Genomic DNA, 18,891 nt, shown 5'->3' on the forward strand with positions numbered 1-18,891 from the left:
CTTTGTGGATTTCAAAAATTGAGCTGACAAACTTCAAGAGTTATCGGCACGCAGAATTCAGTTTCCCTGAGCCAGAAGGCGAGCGGAATATCGTTCTAATTGGGGGTATCAATGGGTATGGCAAAACCTCCGTGTTGGAGGCGCTGTATTTGTGCCTGTATGGTAAGGACGCCATCGTTCACTTGGCGCGCGCTGGCCTGAAGACGGACGGATTCAAGGGCTATCCCTCCTTTCTGGAGGGGGCCTTCAATGGTGAAGCCCGTCGCGCAAGCGAAGACATCATGTCGGTGCGCGTGGTCGTCCAAAAGACGAAGACCAAGGGCATCGACATTTTGCGTCGCTGGTATTTCCGCACCTCGACGGGCGCGTGGCTCGAAGATGAAACCGTCGTCCGCGAAGTGACCCGCGGCGTGCCCGGCCTGCCAAAAACCGACGGCAAAGCTGGTTTCCTGTTGTCGGACATGCTGGACGACCGTTTCGTGCCTGCCCACGTGGCACCGTTCTTCTTCTTCGACGGCGAAGAAGTCAAGAAGCTAGCTGACCAAAATCGCGTCGAGCAGGTCAAGCAGGGCTTGGAAGGTTTGCTGGGCGTGATGCTGCTGCGGAACTTGGCCGAGCGACTCAAGGGCTTCGAGGCAGCCAAGCGGTCCGGCATTGCCAACGTCGACGACCAGAACATCGATCGCATGCTGGAGACACTGACCGTCGACGAGGCCAAGCTTGAAGCCTTGAAGGTCGATGCGGAGCAGAGCCGGCAGCGTCTTGAGGAACTGAAAGCCGAGCGGAGCTCATTCTTCGAGCGCATCACCGCTGCTGGTGGTGGCGGCGGCGACATCGCGACGGTCAAGGACTTAGTCGAAGAGCGGGAGCAACTGCGTGGCGGACAGCGTGAAGTGCAGAAGGCCTTGGAGCGAATCCTGGCCGACAAGCTGCCCTTCCACCTGATGCCCAAGAGCCTCTTGCAGGATTTCCGGACTCAACTGCAGCGTGAGGTAGCCCTCACCGAGTGGCATGCCGAGTGCCGGGCATTGCAGCCCAAGCGTGCCAAGTTTGAGAATGCATTCCTCGGCGCTAGCGCGCCCGAAATCTCGCCAAACCTCACTGATGCTCAGGTCGCCGCTATCAAGGGCCGTATCGAGACCGCTTGGGCCTCACTGTTCCATCCACCACCATCGAATTGTGCCGATGAAATCACTCACAGCTATCTGCACGAGAGCCTGCGTGAGCGTGCGCTGTCGTTCCTCGACTCTATTGACGTGGGTCAGCAGGAGGTAATGGAGCTTTTGGGCAGGCAGCGCGATTTGACCGCCCGCATTGAGGAGCTCAATCGCAAGATTTCACGAGTTGAAGGCATCGATCGCGACGGTACGTTGGCCGATCTGAAGAAAAACCTGAACCGTATCTCGAAGGAAATCGACGACACGGAGGCGCACATTCGCGATGATGACCGCGAGGTCATTGGTCTGGAGGTCACGGTCAACAACACGCGCTCTCGGTACCAGCAGGAAGCGAAGCGCCGCGATGAGACCAGTCCGGTCCGTCAGCTTCTGAGCAAGTCTGAGCGCGTGCGCGCGGTTGTCGACGAAGTCATTCCCGCGCTGTTTCCGCTCAAGATCAAAGCCCTTTCCGACGCGATGACTCGAGTCTACAAGCAGCTGGCTCACAAGACGCAAGTTTCGCGCATCGTCATTGATGACGATGGCACGACGCACGTCCTCAGCAAGACTAACACGGAAATTTCGTTCGATCGATCCGCAGGCGAGAACCAAATCTTTGCCACGGCCTTGATCGCTGGTTTGGCGGAGGTCTCGAAGGTAAAGGCACCCTTGGTGGTCGACACGCCGCTGGGGCGGCTGGACAGCAAGCACCGCCGGAACATCCTTGATTTCTGGATTGGTAACACGTCCCGCCAAGTCATCCTTCTGTCGCAAGACGAAGAAATCGATGTCGATCTCTACAAGCGCATCAAGAAGCATGTCAGCGTCACCTTCCTTCTTGCGCATGAAGATGTGGGTGACGGTATGGGAAGAACAACCGTGATTCCAAACAAGTATTTTGGAGGTACCGCATGAGCGACCTAGACCTCCAACAGGCACTGAGCTCCCGCTACAAAACTAGCCTGGAGGCCGACGGCTACACTGACCAGCTCCGGCAGCACTTGGCACTCGAGACCAAGGCACAGGTTGCCAGACTCGCAATTGGTCGTTCTCTGGCAATGGGCGAGTTGTTAGATATGGTCATTGATGGGCAGGGGCGAGATATCCCTGCGTCCTCGCTTTTCACTGCCGAGAACATTGGCGCTTGGGTCGGATTGGTCGTGACTCAGTCGCTCGCGCACGGCGGCCCGGTTGTCGATTCCATGGACAGCCTGCGTCTGGCAATCCGGGCCCACTGGCATCGGGGCGCGCTGTCACTTTGGGCGGACTGGAAGGCGAGTGGCGAGAACTACGACAAGTTCATTGAGACTCTGGTTGAACGCCGTTCAGATATGCCCGAGTTCTCGAGCCGCAAGCCCGCCAAGGTGCGCGACAATGCTAGCCTCGGTGGAGAGAAGGCCCCGGAAGACGCATCGGTAACACTGGCAAAGGCACTCGACGAACTTGGCATCAAGGTGCAAGTCAAGGAGGCCATCCACGGCCCCCGCATCACGCGCTATCGCGTGCTTCTGATGAACTTGGCCGACTCCGCCAAGCTTAAGCGCAGCATGTCGCAGCTGGGCCTTGCCATGAACTTAGGCGAGGCGTTGCCGACCGTCGCTAACGGCGACGAAGCAAAAACCGTCTTCATTGATCTGCCTCGCTCGAAGGTCACGTGGAAGACCGTTGGCATCGAACGGCTGCGCGAATGGGCACAATCCGGATTGCGTGACCAAAACCAGCTGATGGTTTATGCGGGCGTGTCTGTTACCGGCGAAGACCTTAGCTTCGACCTCACTGCTGCGCCGCACCTGTTGGTTGGCGGCACGACGGGTTCGGGCAAGAGCGTTTGCTTGCACTCGCTGCTTCTGTCTCTTCTGCTGCGCCACACGTTGGACACCCTGCAACTTGCGCTCATCGACCCGAAGCAAGTGGAGTTCCGGCCGTACGCCAAGCTGCCGAACCTTTATCGCAATGAAATCGCGACTGAGGTGACTGCTGCAAGGGAAATGCTTGAGGAGCTGGTCGTTGAGATGGACACGCGTTACGGCATGTTTAACCGCCTCGGTGTCAGCAACATCGGTGAAGCGCGTCGCAATGGTCAGACGTTGCCCTACATCGTCGTGTGTATTGAAGAGATGGCCGACCTGCTCATGCAAGATCAGAACATCGAACCATTGATTGCCCGCTTGGCGCAGAAGGCCCGAGCCGCTGGCATTCACCTGATGCTGGCCACGCAACGACCGGACGCGAAAACCTTCACAGGCCTCATTCGCAGCAATATCCCTGGGCGGATTGCCCTGACGGTTCAGAAGGGCACGGAGTCTACGATCATTTTGGATGAGACCGGTGCGGAGAACCTACTTGGGCAGGGCGATATGCTTTTGAAGATGCCAGGTGAACCGCTGCGCCGCGCTCATGGGTTACTTCTGAAGACAGATCAGGTAGTGGCCGCCATTGGAAAAAAGATCTAAGAACAACGGGGATGCCATGGCAACAGATTCGAGAGAGTGGACTCGGCATTGGGCGGCCTTAAAGCATGAGTTGGCTCTGCGCGCAGTTGAGCCCTTCGAGTCTCCAACTTTTGTTTTCTTTTTTTTGGCAATTGTTGTCGGGATTGGTGGCATTGGAACATGGGTCGAGCTTTTCAAACTTACTCGACCACAAGGAACGACCGATCCACTAGACGGACTTATCACATCCCTTATCACCTTTTTCTTCGCACTCGTGGGCACGTCATGCACGCAGCTCATTATCGAGGAATCGGAAAGCAAAGCCCTACGCGCATTGGCACAGTTCGTTCTGTTTCTAGCCTTCGTTGGCGCTGTCCTTGCGACCGCTGGCGTGGGCTCTGGTCATGCGGGCATCTGGCCCTGGACACTCGCGTCCATTGCTGCCTTGGTGGTTTGGTGGTTAGCCAACGCCAAGTCTCCAGGACTGAGGGATCCTGACGCTCCGACCGGGGGAGCAGTGACAAAGACGCTGCCGGGCAATCTTTCCGATTACAAAACAAAGTGACGCTGAGAGGATGACATGGTCACGTTTCCGTTGAGTGTGCCGGCTCTTCGAGTTGTCCAGCCCATCGGGGTGTATTACGTTGCAGTTATTCCCGCCGAGGTTTTGCTTCAAGTCTCGTACAGCGACAAGCTAACCGCCAAGTGGGATGCAGAACGCAGCATCTATGTTCTTGAGGGAACGCAACGCCCACTACAGGAGAAACGCTTTCAGCAAATAGCAGAATACATATCTCGCGCGGACTCAGCATTTCCCAACACAATCATCTTGGCGGCGAACTTTCGGCAGGAGGATGGTCTGCTTGAGACTGGTCCTGACGAAGCATCACAGTCAGGGACACCTGACCCACGTTGGAGCATTTCTGACGGTGTCGACGGAAGCGCGATGCTCACTATTCCGACAAAGGAAAAGCTGGCCGCAATCATCGACGGACAACACCGACTGCTTGCTTTCGCGCAGGTCAAGAATCCGGACCGTCTGAAGATGCAGTTGATTTGCTCAGTGTTCCTTGGTTTGCCAAAGCCATTCCAGGCCCAGCTATTTGCCACGATCAATTCGACGCAGAAGGCAGTTGACAAAAGTCAGACATATGAATTGTTTGGCTATAACCTTGAGGATGAAGATCCGGAGGAGTGGAGCCCGGACAAGCTTGCTGTTTTCATTACTCGCAGGCTTGGCACGGACTCAGAATCCCCTCTTAAAGGACGCGTTGTAATCGCTGCGGAGACGGACGAAGAGCTCAAGACATTGGGGGCAGAGGCGAACTGGCGAGTATCCACTGCTGTGATTGTTGACGGAGTTCTTCGTCTGATAAGCAGCAACCCGAAGCGCGACACTGCCGCTATGTTGGAAGGTAGCCGCAAACCTCGCGCAATTCTCAGCCAAGGTCGAATTGACCGCTCGGTACTACGAGAACTATATCTTGCTGGACAAGATGAAGTGCTCTACATCCTTACTCGCAACTATCTGAATGCGTGCGAGAAAATTTTCTGGCGAGGTGCCCCCAAAGACTCTTACATTACGAAGACCGTTGGGGTACAAGCGCTGTTAGACGTTCTGAAGCTCGTAGCCAAGAACGCGAATGAAGATCGCGATATATCTGTATCTCGTTTCGAGGGGACTCTCAAGCCAGCGGCAGACATAGACTTCGCTGCTGACGCATTCAAGAATGCAAGTGGAGCCGGAAGGACGACTATAAAGCGCGCCATAGTCGCAGCCTGCGGGCTCTGAGCCACCATCGCAATGTGCGGCCAAGTCAACTGCGATGTATTGCGGACTAGGCTGGGGTAGATAGCGTGCAGAACGTACCAAAAAAGAGGAGCCCGTGCTGCCGTGCCGTGGGTTCCTCAGTCCCTACGGGCCCGCATTAGGGTCGGTGTTCCCAGGATTTCGTGGACGATCAGTACGTCGGGCCTCAGCGAGTCATTGCGCGGACATATTGCGGCGTGAAAGCCTGCGGGACTCGAACTGCGCTACCACAGGTTTTTGTTGGTATTTCCGTTGGTACCGGAACAGTTTGGGGGCATTTCTCGGGGCATGAGGGAACAGGTATGCCGCCTGACGCTGGCGACACAGTTGCTCTCGAGCTTAAAGAACAGCTTCGAGTCCTTTCCTGTCAATCAGGTTCAGCAGCTTTTGAGAAGGTCCGCTCGGCCGCTTGTCGCCAATTTCCCACTTACGCACCGTCGAGGCGCTGGTGTTGAGTGCAGCAGCAAGCACCGCCTGGCTCAAATGAAACCGGGCGCGCAACGCGCGTATTTTCGCGGCATTGTATTCCGGCACGGGTTCGAGGCAGAGGGCCTCGTACTTCTGCATCTTCCGTTTGTCGATAAAACCGAGCCGATGCAGATCGGCCGCCGTTTCTTGAACGGCACCAAGGATCGCGCTTTTGGCTTTACCTTTGGTCGCCATGACAAATCTCCTGTAGCGTTCCGTCGGCCACCGCAAGGTCGAGCTGGCCGGACGTTCTGGCAAGCAAATCTGCAGCAAGACTCTGCAAGGCATCGAGTTCGCTGTCACTGATATTCGAGCGTTCGTTTTTCTCGAATCCGAACACAAAGAACCAACGGGTTCCTTTGTTCGTTGCAATGAGCGTTCTGGCCCCGCCACGCTTGCCGCGCCCGGAAAGGCCAACCCGCTTCTTTACAACACCGCCTCCAAGGTCGGCATCGATCAGCCCGGCAACCATTTCCTCGACCGCCTCGCACAAGGCCGCATCCGTCAGCCCGGACTTGCGCATCCAGCGCTGGAAGTGCCGGGTTTTGAACACTCTCTTCATTGTCGTATTATGCCACTTGGTGGCATAGTTTCAAAGTTGGGCTGAATCGAATTTGATGCCAGCCTGCTCCAGCATCCATGCCTCGATCTTGTCGTGCCACATCCGTAGCATGTCCAGCGGCCGGCGCCGGTAGTGCTTTTCAGCCAGTGCAGATGGCTTGTGCCCTTGGATTTGCGCCACGACTCCCACGGGAACCTCACACCACTCGGAAAGGGTCCCGAATGACCTGCGTAAGCCGTGCAGCGTCACATGGGGCAGGCCGGCAGCTTCAATAGCCTGGTTGTGCGCGTAGCGCGGCTCGGCAATTCGCCCCTTCTCGGAATTGAGGCTGTGAAATACCCAGGGTGACGGTTCCCATTTCTGTCCCCGGCCTTCCAGACTGCGCAGGCGACGCCTGCTGGGAGGCGTTTCATTGAGGTGCTTCAGATCGAGCAATAGGGAGGCCAGATAGGGTGTAAGGGGGATCACACGCCCGGTTTCGATCTTGTCTGCAATATGGAGGCTTCGCCACTGGAAGTCGACATTTTCCCAGCGCAGGGCAGCGAGTTCCTCCCGGCGTGCGCCCGTGATGAGCAGGCCTTGCAGATACGCAGACTGTACTGGATTGTGCAAGGCGCGAACCGCGGAAAACCATGCGGCGAGTTGTTCTCTCTGCAGGCTGTCGCCTTCCTTGGTGCTGATGCCCGGCAACGCCCCGGTGACTTTGGGGGACGTGCAGCAATCCGATGGAATGATCCCAGCGTACTTGTCCTCGCCTTCGCACCACTTGGCGAACGCCTTGAGCATGCGGAAGCCATACGCAGCGCTGGTGGGGCGAGCCGGCACCTCGGATTCCAGCCATGCGCCAACCGTTTTAGCCGTAAGGTTTGACAGCTTCAGGGCCATCAGCGGGTAAAGCGGCCCGCGCTCCGTCTTCTTGCTGCCTCGTTTGGTCAGTTCGCCACCTGGTGCAGCGAGTTTGAGGTGGTCGTTGATATAGCCGAGGGATCTCGGTTTCTTGGTCTTCGGGGAGATTTTAGTGCGCAAGACGTCGAGATAGTCGGCCCACGCGTCGGCGACGGTCACGCTTTCCCGGATTGCAGTTGCTCGCCTAGCCTCATGACTGGCGCGCTGTTCCGCCTTGACTTCACGCGGATCGTGGCCGGCATCGACGAGTATCTGCAGTTGGCGCGCCTCTTCCTGGGCTTTGCTGATCGTCCAGCTTCGTGGGTCGCCAATGGCAGGCGGACAGTCTGCCCGTGAATCTTGCCCTGAAAGATGTAGGACTTTGCCCCGCTTGCTGTGGCGCGTAGCCCTAGGCCGGGTGACGTTGAATCCCACAGGAAGGCTTGTGCTTTGCCCTGTGGGCATCGATGCGCATCGACGCGCGCGGCGGTGAAGTTGACCTTGGCCATTCTCTGAATCAGGAAATCGGGTTACACGGCTCCATGTAACCGCCATGTAACCCAATTGTGCGATATTAAGTCCATCCCGGTCAATGCGGGTATCATCAGGTATAGTCTCGAATCCCTTTATTCATAACGAATTTTTCGGTTACACGGACGTCGATCAACATCGATGAATGCCGTTCTTCGATGATTTGTAATCATCAGGTGGCGGGTTCGAGTCCTGCAGCCGGCACCAAATTTCTGTGAAAAGCCACGCTCACGCGTGGCTTTTTTGCTTTGGGCATCGCCAATCATTCCTCACTTCATCAATTCGGGAGCGATGGCAATCCCGTGCCGACCCGCACCCCGCTCAAGTCGACATTTTCCCGTTCCGATAGCACGTCAGCAGACAAGCGATCAATGGTTGCCCGGTGCGGCCCACGTGGCGGTGTCGCTTTTCCACCAGTGACTTTTCATCGTCATGGCGACGACGGCCGTCTCGCGCATAATCGGCTTTGCGCCACTTCGACCCTTGCCAAAAAGGGCAGCCATCGCGCCGGTGACCGGCCACGCGGTGCGGATATAACCGGTCAAATTGCGGTGTTTCGTTGGGTTAAACAGGAGGGTCAATCGCTATGCTTAGCAAACTGGGGGGCCTGCGCATTGGGCGCTGGATTGCGGCAATTGTCGTCGGGACACTGGCCGCGTGTGGCGGTGGTGGGGACGATGATGGTGGATCGGTGGTGCGCGTTTCGGAGGCCACCACGCTTTCTCCTTCCGCGCTGATGAGTAGCACAACTGATCCGGCGCGGTGGATGCCGTCGGTTAACGACACTTGGCAATTGCAGTTGCAAGGCACGATCAATACCAGTTACAACGCCGCGGTTTTTGACATCGATTTATTCGATACGCCGCAAGCCACTATCAATGCATTGAAGGCGCAGGGCAAGCGTGTCGTCTGCTATTTTTCGGCAGGCAGCAGTGAAAACTGGCGGCCCGATTTTTCGAAATTCAAAGCGGCCGACATGGGCAATGCGCTGGACGGCTGGGCTGGCGAGCGCTGGCTCGATACGCGCTCGGCGAATGTGCGTGCCGTGATGATGGCTCGCATGGACCTGGCGAAATCGAAGGGGTGCGACGGCGTCGATCCCGACAATGTCGATGGCTACACGAACAAGCCCGGCTTCCCGCTGACGGCAGCGACGCAACTCGATTACAACCGGTTCCTGGCGACGCAAGCACACGCGCGTGGTCTGGCGGTGGGTCTGAAGAACGGCGTGGCGCAACTATCCGATCTGGCCTCGGCTTTCGATTTTGCGGTCAACGAGCAGTGCTTCCAGTACAACGAATGCAGCGGTTATTCAGCATTTACCGTACAAGGCAAGCCGGTGTTCAACGTCGAGTATCAGACCAAATGGAAGGACGCGACCACGCGCCAGACGCTCTGTGCCAAGGCGAAGGCATTGAGCTTGCGGACCCTGGTCTTGCCGTTGGCGCTGAACGACAAATTCCGATATAGCTGCGATTAAGTGGACGGCGGCGGGCGGGCTATCTGCCGCTCGCCTTTTCCATCTCGCGCCACGCCAGAAAAAGGCGCGTATCGAATTCCAGTTGGTGATATCGCGGTTCCATATGCTCGCAAAGCCGATAGAACGCCTTGTTGTGATCGGATTCTTTCAGGTGCGCGAGTTCATGCACGACGATCATGCGAAGAAATTCCGGTGGCGCTTCCTTGAATAGCGACGCTACGCGGATTTCCTTTTTCGCCTTGAGCTTACCGCCCTGTACGCGTGAAATTGCCGTGTGCAGACCCAGCGCGTGCTGCGCGGTGTCGAGCCGCGCGTCATAACCGACCTTGTGCAATGGCGGTGCGCTGCGCAGATATTCCTGCTTGATCGCGGCCGTGTATTCGTAGAGTGCGCGATCGGTCTGGACGCTGTGTCGCTCGGGATAGCGGCGGGCAATATGATCGCCCAGCGTACCTGCCGATATGGCGGCGCGCACCTGGTCGAGCACATTGGACGGATAACCGCCCAGAAAACGCATCGGGTCTTTTACGCCCGGTTGCCAGCTGCCCGTCACAGCGATTTAGTGGTGGTGATGATGGTGATGCATCCAGCTGTTATCCATCGAATTCACGAAGGATTCCACAGCGTCCTTGTCACCAGTGGCGTGGCGCATCAGTTCGCCGCATTTGCAGAAACCCTGGTAAGGCGTGATGTGCGAGCAGGCCGACGTCTTCTGCAGATAGAGGGTGACGGGTTTCGTGCACTTCTTGCACTTGAACTTCAGGGTAAGGGCGGGTTTGCTCATTGGAATCGGTGGAAAATCTGCGGAAATGAGAACCCGATATTGTACTTGCCGCGCTCCAAGCGTGCCCAGCGGGCCGTTGCAGGTCGATCGGTTTGCTACACTGCCGCCATTCCCCGAAATCCAACCGAACACGCATCCCATGGCACAGTACGTTTTCACCATGAACCGCGTGGGCAAGATCGTTCCGCCCAAGCGCCACATTCTCAAGGACATTTCGCTGTCCTTTTTCCCCGGTGCCAAGATCGGCGTGCTGGGCCTGAATGGCTCGGGCAAGTCCACGCTGTTGAAGATCATGGCCGGTCTCGACAAGGAGATCGAGGGCGAAGCCACGCCGATGCCGAACCTCAATATCGGCTATCTGCCGCAAGAGCCGCAACTCGATCCCGAGCAGACCGTGCGCGAATCGGTGGAAGCCGCGCTTGGCGGCGTATTCGAAGCACGCAAGAAACTCGACGAAATCTACGCCGCGTATGCCGAGCCCGATGCGGATTTCGATGCGCTGGCCGCCGAGCAGGCGAAATATGAGGCGATCCTCGCCGCCAGCGATGGCAATAACGCCGAGTTGCAGCTCGATATTGCTGCCGATGCGCTGCGCCTGCCGCCGTGGGACGCGAAGATCGGCAATCTGTCCGGCGGTGAAAAGCGTCGCGTCGCGTTGTGCCGCCTGCTGCTATCGCGCCCGGACATGCTGTTGCTCGACGAACCGACCAACCACCTCGATGCCGAATCGGTCGACTGGCTCGAACAGTTCTTGACGCGCTTTCCCGGCACCGTGGTGGCTGTCACCCATGATCGCTATTTCCTCGACAACGCGGCCGAATGGATTCTGGAACTCGACCGAGGCCACGGTATTCCGTGGAAGGGCAATTACAGCTCGTGGTTGGAGCAGAAGGAAAATCGCCTGAAGCAGGAAGAGGCCAGCGAATCGGCGCGTCAGAAAGCCCTGAACAAGGAGCTGGAATGGGTGCGCCAAAACCCGAAGGGCCGCCAGGCCAAATCGAAGGCTCGTCTGGCGCGTTTCGACGAACTGAACAGCCAGGAATACCAGAAGCGCAACGAAACCCAGGAAATCTTTATCCCGGTCGGCGAGCGCCTCGGCAACGAAGTCATCGAGTTCGAAAATGTCAGCAAGGGTTATGGCGATCGCCTGCTGATCGACAACCTGAGTTTCAAGGTGCCGCCGGGCGCCATTGTCGGCATCATCGGCCCGAACGGCGCCGGCAAGTCGACCTTTTTCAAGATGCTGACTGGGAAGGAAAAACCGGACAGCGGCGAGATCAAGATCGGACCCACGGTAAAGATGGCGTTTGTCGACCAGAGCCGCGATGCGCTGGACGGCAGCAAGACCGTGTTCGAGGAAATCTCGGGCGGCTCGGACGTCCTGACCGTCGGCCGTTATGAAACCCCGTCGCGCGCCTATATCGGCCGCTTCAATTTCAAGGGCGGCGATCAGCAAAAGACTGTCGGTACATTGTCGGGCGGCGAACGCGGTCGTTTGCATATGGCCAAGACGCTGATCGCGGGCGGCAATGTGCTGCTGCTCGATGAGCCGTCAAACGATCTCGATGTGGAAACGCTGCGCGCGCTGGAAGACGCGTTGCTGGAATTTGCCGGCTGCGTCATGGTGATTTCCCATGATCGTTGGTTCCTGGACCGTATTGCCACCCACATCCTCGCTTTCGAAGGCGATTCGCATGTGGAGTTCTTCCCCGGCAATTATCAGGAATATGAGGCCGACAAGAAGAAGCGTCTGGGCGAAGAGGCCGCCAAGCCGAAGCGCATCCGCTACAAGCCGATCATGCGTTGATGGCAGTCTGAAAGCGCGATCGCTCCGCTCATGGAGCGAAACGCGAGGGGCGATCCCGAAGGCAATATCGTTGCCGCCGGGGTTCGCCCCTTTTTCATATTGGCGCTTCGGCAAGGCGCATCCATGAGCGCCGGTTTTGCCGAGCGTCCCGCCTTTCGTTATGCCCTTACCAGCCGCACCAGCGTAATTTCCGACGGCGCACCGAATCGCTTTGGCGGTCCCCAATATCCGGTGCCACGGCTCACATAAATCCAGAGATTTTCGAGTCGATTCAGCCCGTGCACATATGGCTGCTGCATTGGCACGAACAGATTCCACGGCCAGAACTGTCCGCCATGCGTATGTCCCGACAACTGCAGATCGAAACCCGCGGCAGCGGCGGCCGGGGCGGTGCGCGGCTGATGCGCTAACAGCACGCGTGCCGCGGCATCGGACGGCGCGCCTAGCAGCGCTTGCGCCGGATCGCTGCGATGACTCTCGATGAATCCGCCCGCGGTGAAATCGGTCACACCGCCCAGCACTAGCGACGCATCGCCACGCCGCACCACCACGTGCTCGTTCAGCAGTACGCGCAGTCCCAGGCGTCGCAATTCCGCGATCCATGCTTCAGCGCCCGAGTAATACTCATGGTTGCCGGTGACCACGTAGGCGCCATGCCGCGCCGATAACCGGGCGAACGGCGCGGTGTGGGCCGACAGCTCGCGCACCGACCCGTCGACGAGGTCGCCGGTCACCGCGATCGCATCGGGCTGCAGGCTGTTGACGCGCTCGACGATGCGTTCCAGATACGGCCGCTTGATCGTGGGCCCGACGTGGATGTCGCTGATCTGCGCGATCGTGAAGCCGTGGAATGCATCCGGCAGGTTGGCGATGGGCACGTCGATCTTTACCACTTTGGCCAGACTGCGCGCATTGATGTACCCGATCACGCAAACGGCGATTGCCAGCAGCGCCACCGTCGTCGCGCTGTCGGCGCGCAGCCAGTTCGGCTGCCAGCCCGCAATCGTCGCCACCAGCAGGACAATGTCGCGCAAGAATGTCAGCACCAGAAGCGATGAGAAAAATCCCATCGCGAGCATGCCGATCCAGCTCAGCGCGTCCGCCCAGGTAGTGGACAACCGACGCGCCATCAGCGCGGCAGGAATCAGCAGCGTGGAGGCGATCAGCCAGAGCACGGCCAAGCCATGGACCGCCATCGGCACCGGCAGATCGGGCAACAGCCGCACGCCGATGTAGACATGCAGCGCGGTGACGATGGCGGCCGGAAACAGCAGGGAGCGGCTTAAGCGCCTGGAACTCATGGCGGGGGTTTCAGAGTCGGATTCGGGTGTAGGTGAGGTTGCTGCCGCTCGCCTTCAAGGGCGAATGCTTCGCATCTTCAGTGAAATCGGGCCAATCCAGCGAAGCAAGATGCACACCATAGTATTGGCGTGTTGTGCGATCTGTCCGATTTATTTATGACCGATGAATGTTTTCGATGCGCGTTGTTCCCGCCATCGCACTAAATTAGATTCGTCGAGTTGCACGCGTGCCGCATGCTGCCCATCCCTGTCGGAGAATCCATGTCCTTACCCAAGCCGAAGCGTACCCCGATCGGTCAGATGCTGATTGCTGCCGTACTGGTGTCGACCGCCGCGCCCGGCGCACTCGTGATCGGCACGGCTCACGCCCAAGCGGCCAACACCGCGCAGAAGCTGGCGCCGCTAAGCTGGCCGCGCAACTTCGATGTGGCCAGCGACCATGTCGAGCTATACCAGCCGGAAATCGAAAAGTGGGACGGCAACCGGATCTCGGGTCGCGCGGCGGTGGCGATCGGCGCAAAGCAGGCGACGCCAACCTACGGGGTGGTGCGTTTCTCGGCTCAGGCAGATATCGACAAGCCGTCTTCGCTGGTGCAACTGTCCGATATTCAGATCGATAGCGTCGATGTGCCAACACGCCCTGACGCCGCCGACAAGATTCGCCAGGCGCTGATCGCCCGCCTATCGTCAAAGGGCCTGACCGTGCCGCTCGAGGAACTGCAGGCCAGCTACGCGGTGTCCCAGCAACTGGCGAAGGCCGACCGCGTACCGGTGAAGAACGATGCGCCGCAGATCCTGTTCGCCACCACGCCGACGATTCTGGTGCATGTGGACGGCGACCCGGTCTGGCGCGCCGTGGAGGGCAGCAGTTATCAGCGCGCCATCAACAGCCGGGCACTTCTGTTGCGCGACGCGAGCAACGAGATGTGGCTGCAGGCGGCCGGTTACTGGTATCGATCGGAATCGGCGGGCGGGGCGTGGGAAGTCGTCGCCAGTCCGCCGGCTGCGCTGCTCGGCGCGGCCGGCAAGATCGCGGCGGCGACGGGCCAGCCGAAGCCCGATCCCATGTTGCCGGCCGATGGCAAAAAGCCGGCGCGCGCGCCGGTCGTGCTGATGGCGACGCGGCCGGCCGAGCTGATCATCACGACGGGCGAGCCGCAGATGAAGCCGGTGGGCGGCGCGGGGCTGCTGACGATGGCGAATGCGGACCACGCGGTCTTCGTCGATCCCGCGAACAATCAGACCTACGTACTGATATCGGGCCGATGGTTTCGCGCCTCGATGCTGAACGGTCCGTGGGAATACGTGCCCGGCTCGCAGCTGCCGGCCGACTTCGCAAAGATCTCGCCACAGGATCCCAAGTCCAATGTGCTGGTGTCGGTGCCCGGTACACCGCAGGCGCGCGAGGCGGAAATCGCCGCCACCATTCCGCAGACGGCGTCGGTGTCACGCAGCAAGGCGACCATCGCGGTCACCTACGACGGCACGCCAAAGTTCGAACCTATTTCGGGCACGTCCCTGCACTACGCCGTGAATACCGGCACGCCGGTCATCGAGACCGACAGCTCGCACTATTACGCGGTCGCCAACGGCGTCTGGTTCACGGCCAGCGCGCCGGGCGGCCCGTGGCAGGTTGCCACCGAGGTGCCGTCGGCGATCTACACGATCCCTCCCAGTTCGCCGCTGTACTACGTCACCTATGTGCGGATCTATTCGGTCACGCCGACGACCGTCGTGGTGGGCTACACGCCCGGCTATATGGGCGTGGTGGTGAGCCCGGACGGCACGGTGGTATATGGCACCGGCTACGTCTATCCGCCATACGTCGGCAGCTATTACTACGGCTATCCGGTGACTTATGGATACGGCGCGGGATTCGGCATCGGCGTGGCCGAAGGGTTTGCGTTCGGTTTCGCGGCGGGCGCGATCTGGGGCGCGGCGGCGCCGTACTGGGGCCCGTACTGGTATGGCGGCGCAAGCTTCGTCAATATCAATTCAGCCAACTTCTATGGCCGCTGGGGACAGGGTACGGTGACGCATGCCGAGGGCTGGAACAGCTGGACGGGCACGCAATGGCGCGGCACCGCCGGCGCCGGCTATAACCCGACCACCGGCGCGCGATTCCAGGGTAGCCAGGGCGCGGCATTCAATCCTTATTCCGGCAACTTTGCGGCCGGCAGGCAGGGGTCGTTCGCCAATCCGTCCACCGGGCGCGAAGGCGCGGCGCGCGGCGGCGTGGCCGGCAATCAATACACCGGCAATTACGCGGCGGGCCGTCAGGCGGCCGGCTATAACGCGCAGACAGGTCGCGTGGGCGCCGCCGAAGCCGGTATCGCTGGAAACGCCCAGACCGGGCAGTACGCCGCTGGCAGCCGCGGTTTCGTCGCCAATCCGAACAAGGACAACGCAGTGGTCTGGAATAACGGTAACGTCTATGCCGGCCACGACGGCAACGTCTACCAACACACGGACGGCGGATGGCAGAAGCACACCAGCAACGGTTGGGAACCTGTGCAACAGAACAGTGAAGTTCACAACCAGCTCGAACAGCAACGACAGGCGCGCGAAGTGGGCCAGCAGCGCTTTGGCAACGCTGCTGCCCAGCAGTGGCAGGGCAGGTTCGCGCAAGGAGCCGGCGGGCGATTTGGCGGCGGCGGCCACTTCCACGGATTCCGTCGCTAGACGGCGGCCCGGCGCCGCGCCGGCATCGCGCGGTCAGCTTGCTGCGCGTGTCAATGGCGTGCCGACCATTCCGTCTTTCGCACGCCGACGGCGGTGATCAGGCCATACGACGTTATGCCCAGCGCGACGCCGAGGAAATGGCCGTCCAGGCCCATTCCGGCCATATTGGCCAGCAACCAGCCGCCGCCCGCGGCCAGCGCGATGCGGCTCAGGCCGGCGATGATCGGCCAGCGCATGCGTCCGGCACCCATCGACGCAAAGTACAGTGCCATGCCAAGGCCGAAGCCGCCAAACGCCGGCCCGACCCACGACAGCGCGCGCGCAGCAATGGCCGCGACTTCCGCGTCTCGCGTGAACAGCCGTGCGAACTGCTCCGGCGCCAGACCGACGGCCGCGCCCACGCTCCCGGCGATCAGCAGCGCAAGCAGCGCCCCGACCCACGCGGTGCGGCGCGCCGTATGCCAGTCGCCAGCGCCCACCGCGCGCCCGACCAGCGCGGTCAGCGCCGATCCCACGCCGAAGGCCAGCGGAATCATCAGGAATTCCAGACGCGCCGAAATGCCGTAGGCGGCCACCGCCGTGGTGCCGAAATGCCGCAGTTGCGCGGTCACAAGAATCGTCGTCAGATTGGCTACCGACGCCAGCGCGCAGGCCACCAGTCCGACCGAAAGGATCCGGTAGAACAGGGCACCCGACGGCCTGACGCGCAGGGTCGGCACGAACCCCGCACCGCCGCGGATCACCACCCACGCCATCGCCAGCGCCGCGCCCCACGACACCAGCGCCAGCCCCGCTCCGATACCGGCCAGGCCCATGCCGAGCGGCTCGGCAAACCACCACGACACGATCGGAAAAGCGATCCACATGCCGGCCAACACGCGCGCCGCCAACGCATGACGCCCGCCGCCGCGCAGCACTGACGCCAGCGTATTGGCCAGCCACGCGGGCACCGCGCCCGCACCGAACAGCCAGATGGCGTATTGCGCCGCCGCTTCGGCCGCCGTCGCGCCGGCCACTGCGCCGAACACTTCGCGCGGAAATCCGGCCAGCGCAATGGCAAACAGCAAGCCCGCCGTGACCGCGATGATCAGCGCGTGGATCACCAGCGAAGAGGCGTCTTCGCGCTTACCGGCCCCCAGCGCGCGTGCGATGGCCGAGACCACGCCGCCGCCCATCGCGCCGGTGGACATCTGTTGCAGCAGCAGCGCAAACGGCAGCACCACGGCCCAGCCGGCCAGCGCCGACGTGCCTTGACGGGCGGCCAGCCACGTTTCGATCAACTGCGCGCCGGCCTGGAGAAAGGCCACCAGGCTGGTCGGCGCGGCCAGCACAGCAATGCGGCGCGCAATGTCGGCGGAGGAAATCGGTTCGGCCGGCGTCGCGGCACCGCCCAGGGTCATCGCCTCAGGCTTGCTCATCGGCCGCCTCCTTGCTGGGAGCGTTTTCGACGGGCCGATCCTGGCCATCGACATCGCCAAATCTTGCGCGCAGATAACGGCCGGCCCCTGGGCCCGGCCGCACGCGCAGATCGTCCACGCCGATTGCGCTGCCGTCGGCCCGCGTCAGCCGACCGGCGACGATCTCGTTGCCCTCGCGCCGGTCTTCCAGCACCGTCAGCGGCCCCTTTTCATCGGCCAGCCAACGGTCGGCCCACGACTTGAGCGCCACGTAGACGGGAAAGAAGTCGCGTCCCATCTCGGTCAACTGGTACACATGGCGCGCGCCGCCGCCCGGCGCCGGCACTTTCGCCAGCAGCCCGTGCTCCACCAGCGTCTTGAGGCGCGCGCTGAGGATGTTGGGCGCAATGCCGAGATGCTTCTCGAACTCATCGAAACGCGAACTGCCGTAATACGCCTCGCGCATCAGCAGGATGGCCCAGCGCTCGCCCAGCATCGCCATCGAACGGGCGACAGGGCAGGGCATGCTGGCAAAGTCTGTAGGCGCCATGGTCTCCCCTTTTTACTTTTGAAATGCAAGTTCAGGGAATCATAGCTTGCAAATCGCAAGTGTGCCGGGATTTTGTTCTTACGCGGCCGAGAACACCTCCAGCCCGGCGATCGCGTCGCGCAGGAATCCGATCAGGGCCCGCGTGGCCATCGACAGATGCGGGTTGGGCGTGGTGATGATGTAAAGCCGGTTTCCCAGCCCTTCGGGTTTCCATTCCGGCAGCACCGGCACCAGCGACCCGCGCCGCACATCGTCCCAGCCCATGTAGCGCGGCAGCAGGCTGATGCCGTGGCCCTGGCGCACCGCGTTCATCAGGAACGGAAAGTGTTCGGATTGCAGATAGGGTGTGATCTCGACATCCTCGCGTTCCGGCCCGCATGTCGAATCCCGACCCAGGGTCAATAAGAATCGTCTGGATGTGTATGGCGGGCACAGGAAGCGGCACGCGGTCAGATCGGCGGGCTTGTTCAGTGGCGGCAGCCGGGACAGATACTCGGGCGATGCGCACAGTTGCCAGCGGATCGCGCAGACTTCGCGCGCCACGGTATCTAGCGGCGGTTCGGAGGTCACCTTCAACGCGACATCGATCTCGGCGGCGATCAGATCGGTGACGCGGTTGGCAAAGAACACGCGCAGCGAGATGCCCGGATGTCGTTCGGCAAACTGCAGCAGCAGCGGCGCGATGAACGCATCGCCAAGGCCGGTCGGCACGCTGACGCGCACATGGCCGCGCAGGGTTTTGCCCAGACTGTCGATTTCGGCGCGCGCGGCGGCGACTTCCTGCAGGATGCGCAAGCCATGCTCATACAGCGACTGGCCCGCGTCGGTCATTTCGAGCCGGCGGGTGGTTCGCCGCAACAGCATCGTCCCGGCCTGCTCCTCCAACTGGGCCAACTGGCGGCTCACCTGGGAACGCGTGACGCCGCGCCGCCGGCCGGCTTCCGCCAGATTGCCGGCCTCGACGATATCCACAAAAGCTTGAACAAGATTGAGGTCCATGCGACGAATCCGAAAGCAACGTCAAGTTTGACGCAACATTGTGATT

The 18,891-nt window shown here is 60.5% G+C and carries 16 protein-coding genes and 1 pseudogene; 7 read left to right on the top strand and 10 right to left on the bottom strand.

Annotated features, from left to right (window positions below):
* The first annotated feature begins 2 nt into the window (after nucleotides 1-2).
* From dndD to AC1RKI_RS25295, 4 genes are read left to right on the top strand one after another with little or no spacing between them, the layout of a single operon-like run.
* On the top strand, nucleotides 3-2,072 hold the full coding sequence (dndD, locus tag AC1RKI_RS25280) for a DNA sulfur modification protein DndD (RefSeq protein WP_492798238.1): 2,070 nt from the start codon (nucleotides 3-5) through the stop codon (nucleotides 2,070-2,072).
* Complete coding sequence (locus AC1RKI_RS25285) at nucleotides 2,069-3,610, top strand: DNA translocase FtsK (protein WP_492798240.1); 1,542 nt, start codon at nucleotides 2,069-2,071, stop codon at nucleotides 3,608-3,610. Before dndD ends, AC1RKI_RS25285 begins: the two co-directional genes overlap by 4 nt.
* A gap of 16 nt (nucleotides 3,611-3,626) precedes the next feature.
* The gene (locus AC1RKI_RS25290) at nucleotides 3,627-4,154 is read left to right on the top strand and encodes a hypothetical protein (RefSeq protein ID WP_492798242.1); all 528 of its coding nucleotides are present in this window, start codon (nucleotides 3,627-3,629) and stop codon (nucleotides 4,152-4,154) included.
* A 15-nt stretch (nucleotides 4,155-4,169) separates the two neighbouring features.
* A complete protein-coding gene (locus tag AC1RKI_RS25295; RefSeq protein WP_492798243.1) occupies nucleotides 4,170-5,381 on the top strand; it encodes a DGQHR domain-containing protein in 1,212 nt (403 codons plus the stop codon).
* A 357-nt stretch (nucleotides 5,382-5,738) separates the two neighbouring features.
* Here AC1RKI_RS25295 and AC1RKI_RS25300 read toward each other — a convergent pair whose 3' ends face one another.
* The 4 genes and pseudogenes from AC1RKI_RS25300 to AC1RKI_RS25315 form a co-directional block, all read right to left on the bottom strand.
* Entirely contained in the window at nucleotides 5,739-6,062 is a 324-nt protein-coding gene (locus AC1RKI_RS25300) for a helix-turn-helix domain-containing protein (RefSeq protein WP_492798245.1), read from the bottom strand.
* Nucleotides 6,046-6,429: a type II toxin-antitoxin system RelE/ParE family toxin gene (locus AC1RKI_RS25305; RefSeq protein ID WP_492798247.1), complete on the bottom strand. Its 384-nt coding sequence runs from the start codon at nucleotides 6,427-6,429 to the stop codon at nucleotides 6,046-6,048. Before AC1RKI_RS25305 ends, AC1RKI_RS25300 begins: the two co-directional genes overlap by 17 nt.
* A 30-nt stretch (nucleotides 6,430-6,459) precedes the next feature.
* Nucleotides 6,460-7,823 (bottom strand): annotated as a pseudogene (locus AC1RKI_RS25310) (tyrosine-type recombinase/integrase).
* Between the two features lie 390 nt (nucleotides 7,824-8,213).
* On the bottom strand, nucleotides 8,214-8,426 hold the full coding sequence (locus AC1RKI_RS25315) for a hypothetical protein (protein WP_492798249.1): 213 nt from the start codon (nucleotides 8,424-8,426) through the stop codon (nucleotides 8,214-8,216).
* Between the two features lie 5 nt (nucleotides 8,427-8,431).
* Between AC1RKI_RS25315 and AC1RKI_RS25320 the strand changes: the two genes are divergently transcribed.
* A complete protein-coding gene (locus tag AC1RKI_RS25320) occupies nucleotides 8,432-9,325 on the top strand; it encodes an endo alpha-1,4 polygalactosaminidase (RefSeq protein ID WP_420868778.1) in 894 nt (297 codons plus the stop codon).
* Between the two features lie 19 nt (nucleotides 9,326-9,344).
* On the opposite strand, the gene AC1RKI_RS25325 is transcribed toward AC1RKI_RS25320, so the two are convergent.
* Nucleotides 9,345-9,842, bottom strand: a complete 498-nt coding sequence (locus AC1RKI_RS25325; protein ID WP_492798251.1) for a M48 metallopeptidase family protein — start codon at nucleotides 9,840-9,842, stop codon at nucleotides 9,345-9,347.
* A gap of 42 nt (nucleotides 9,843-9,884) precedes the next feature.
* Complete coding sequence (locus tag AC1RKI_RS25330) at nucleotides 9,885-10,109, bottom strand: hypothetical protein (protein WP_061953311.1); 225 nt, start codon at nucleotides 10,107-10,109, stop codon at nucleotides 9,885-9,887.
* A gap of 139 nt (nucleotides 10,110-10,248) precedes the next feature.
* Between AC1RKI_RS25330 and ettA the strand changes: the two genes are divergently transcribed.
* Nucleotides 10,249-11,916: an energy-dependent translational throttle protein EttA gene (gene ettA / locus AC1RKI_RS25335; RefSeq protein ID WP_061953309.1), complete on the top strand. Its 1,668-nt coding sequence runs from the start codon at nucleotides 10,249-10,251 to the stop codon at nucleotides 11,914-11,916.
* A gap of 158 nt (nucleotides 11,917-12,074) precedes the next feature.
* On the opposite strand, the gene AC1RKI_RS25340 is transcribed toward ettA, so the two are convergent.
* On the bottom strand, nucleotides 12,075-13,217 hold the full coding sequence (locus tag AC1RKI_RS25340; RefSeq protein ID WP_061953307.1) for a metallophosphoesterase: 1,143 nt from the start codon (nucleotides 13,215-13,217) through the stop codon (nucleotides 12,075-12,077).
* 261 nt (nucleotides 13,218-13,478) lie between these two features.
* Here AC1RKI_RS25340 and AC1RKI_RS25345 point away from each other — a divergent pair, with 261 nt between their 5' ends.
* A complete protein-coding gene (locus tag AC1RKI_RS25345) occupies nucleotides 13,479-15,899 on the top strand; it encodes a carbohydrate-binding family V/XII (protein WP_492798254.1) in 2,421 nt (806 codons plus the stop codon).
* Nucleotides 15,900-15,949: 50 nt separating this feature from the next.
* On the opposite strand, the gene AC1RKI_RS25350 is transcribed toward AC1RKI_RS25345, so the two are convergent.
* The 3 genes from AC1RKI_RS25350 to AC1RKI_RS25360 all read right to left on the bottom strand — a co-directional run bounded on the left by AC1RKI_RS25350 (nucleotide 15,950) and on the right by AC1RKI_RS25360 (nucleotide 18,845).
* Nucleotides 15,950-17,299, bottom strand: coding sequence for an MATE family efflux transporter (locus AC1RKI_RS25350; protein ID WP_411800733.1), 1,350 nt, complete (start codon nucleotides 17,297-17,299; stop codon nucleotides 15,950-15,952).
* Nucleotides 17,300-17,303: 4 nt separating this feature from the next.
* Complete coding sequence (locus AC1RKI_RS25355; RefSeq protein WP_061953303.1) at nucleotides 17,304-17,846, bottom strand: winged helix-turn-helix transcriptional regulator; 543 nt, start codon at nucleotides 17,844-17,846, stop codon at nucleotides 17,304-17,306.
* A 78-nt stretch (nucleotides 17,847-17,924) separates the two neighbouring features.
* Complete coding sequence (locus tag AC1RKI_RS25360) at nucleotides 17,925-18,845, bottom strand: LysR family transcriptional regulator (RefSeq protein WP_492798256.1); 921 nt, start codon at nucleotides 18,843-18,845, stop codon at nucleotides 17,925-17,927.
* Between the last annotated feature and the right edge of the window lie 46 nt (nucleotides 18,846-18,891).

It is taken from the genome of Cupriavidus sp. GW822-FHT06G04, from assembly GCF_058799075.1.

What these genes read in the sequence shown, in the direction of transcription:
- AC1RKI_RS25285 (WP_492798240.1), top strand. Translation starts at nt 2,069, where the DNA reads ATGAGCGACCTAGACCTCCAACAGGCACTGAGCTCCCGCTACAAAACT.
- AC1RKI_RS25290 (WP_492798242.1), top strand. Translation starts at nt 3,627, where the DNA reads ATGGCAACAGATTCGAGAGAGTGGACTCGGCATTGGGCGGCCTTAAAG.
- AC1RKI_RS25295 (WP_492798243.1), top strand. Translation starts at nt 4,170, where the DNA reads ATGGTCACGTTTCCGTTGAGTGTGCCGGCTCTTCGAGTTGTCCAGCCC.
- AC1RKI_RS25300 (WP_492798245.1), bottom strand. Translation starts at nt 6,062, where the DNA reads ATGGCGACCAAAGGTAAAGCCAAAAGCGCGATCCTTGGTGCCGTTCAA.
- AC1RKI_RS25305 (WP_492798247.1), bottom strand. Translation starts at nt 6,429, where the DNA reads ATGAAGAGAGTGTTCAAAACCCGGCACTTCCAGCGCTGGATGCGCAAG.
- AC1RKI_RS25320 (WP_420868778.1), top strand. Translation starts at nt 8,432, where the DNA reads ATGCTTAGCAAACTGGGGGGCCTGCGCATTGGGCGCTGGATTGCGGCA.
- AC1RKI_RS25325 (WP_492798251.1), bottom strand. Translation starts at nt 9,842, where the DNA reads ATGCGTTTTCTGGGCGGTTATCCGTCCAATGTGCTCGACCAGGTGCGC.
- AC1RKI_RS25330 (WP_061953311.1), bottom strand. Translation starts at nt 10,109, where the DNA reads ATGAGCAAACCCGCCCTTACCCTGAAGTTCAAGTGCAAGAAGTGCACG.
- ettA (WP_061953309.1), top strand. Translation starts at nt 10,249, where the DNA reads ATGGCACAGTACGTTTTCACCATGAACCGCGTGGGCAAGATCGTTCCG.
- AC1RKI_RS25340 (WP_061953307.1), bottom strand. Translation starts at nt 13,217, where the DNA reads ATGAGTTCCAGGCGCTTAAGCCGCTCCCTGCTGTTTCCGGCCGCCATC.
- AC1RKI_RS25345 (WP_492798254.1), top strand. Translation starts at nt 13,479, where the DNA reads ATGTCCTTACCCAAGCCGAAGCGTACCCCGATCGGTCAGATGCTGATT.
- AC1RKI_RS25350 (WP_411800733.1), bottom strand. Translation starts at nt 17,299, where the DNA reads ATGACCCTGGGCGGTGCCGCGACGCCGGCCGAACCGATTTCCTCCGCC.
- AC1RKI_RS25355 (WP_061953303.1), bottom strand. Translation starts at nt 17,846, where the DNA reads ATGGCGCCTACAGACTTTGCCAGCATGCCCTGCCCTGTCGCCCGTTCG.
- AC1RKI_RS25360 (WP_492798256.1), bottom strand. Translation starts at nt 18,845, where the DNA reads ATGGACCTCAATCTTGTTCAAGCTTTTGTGGATATCGTCGAGGCCGGC.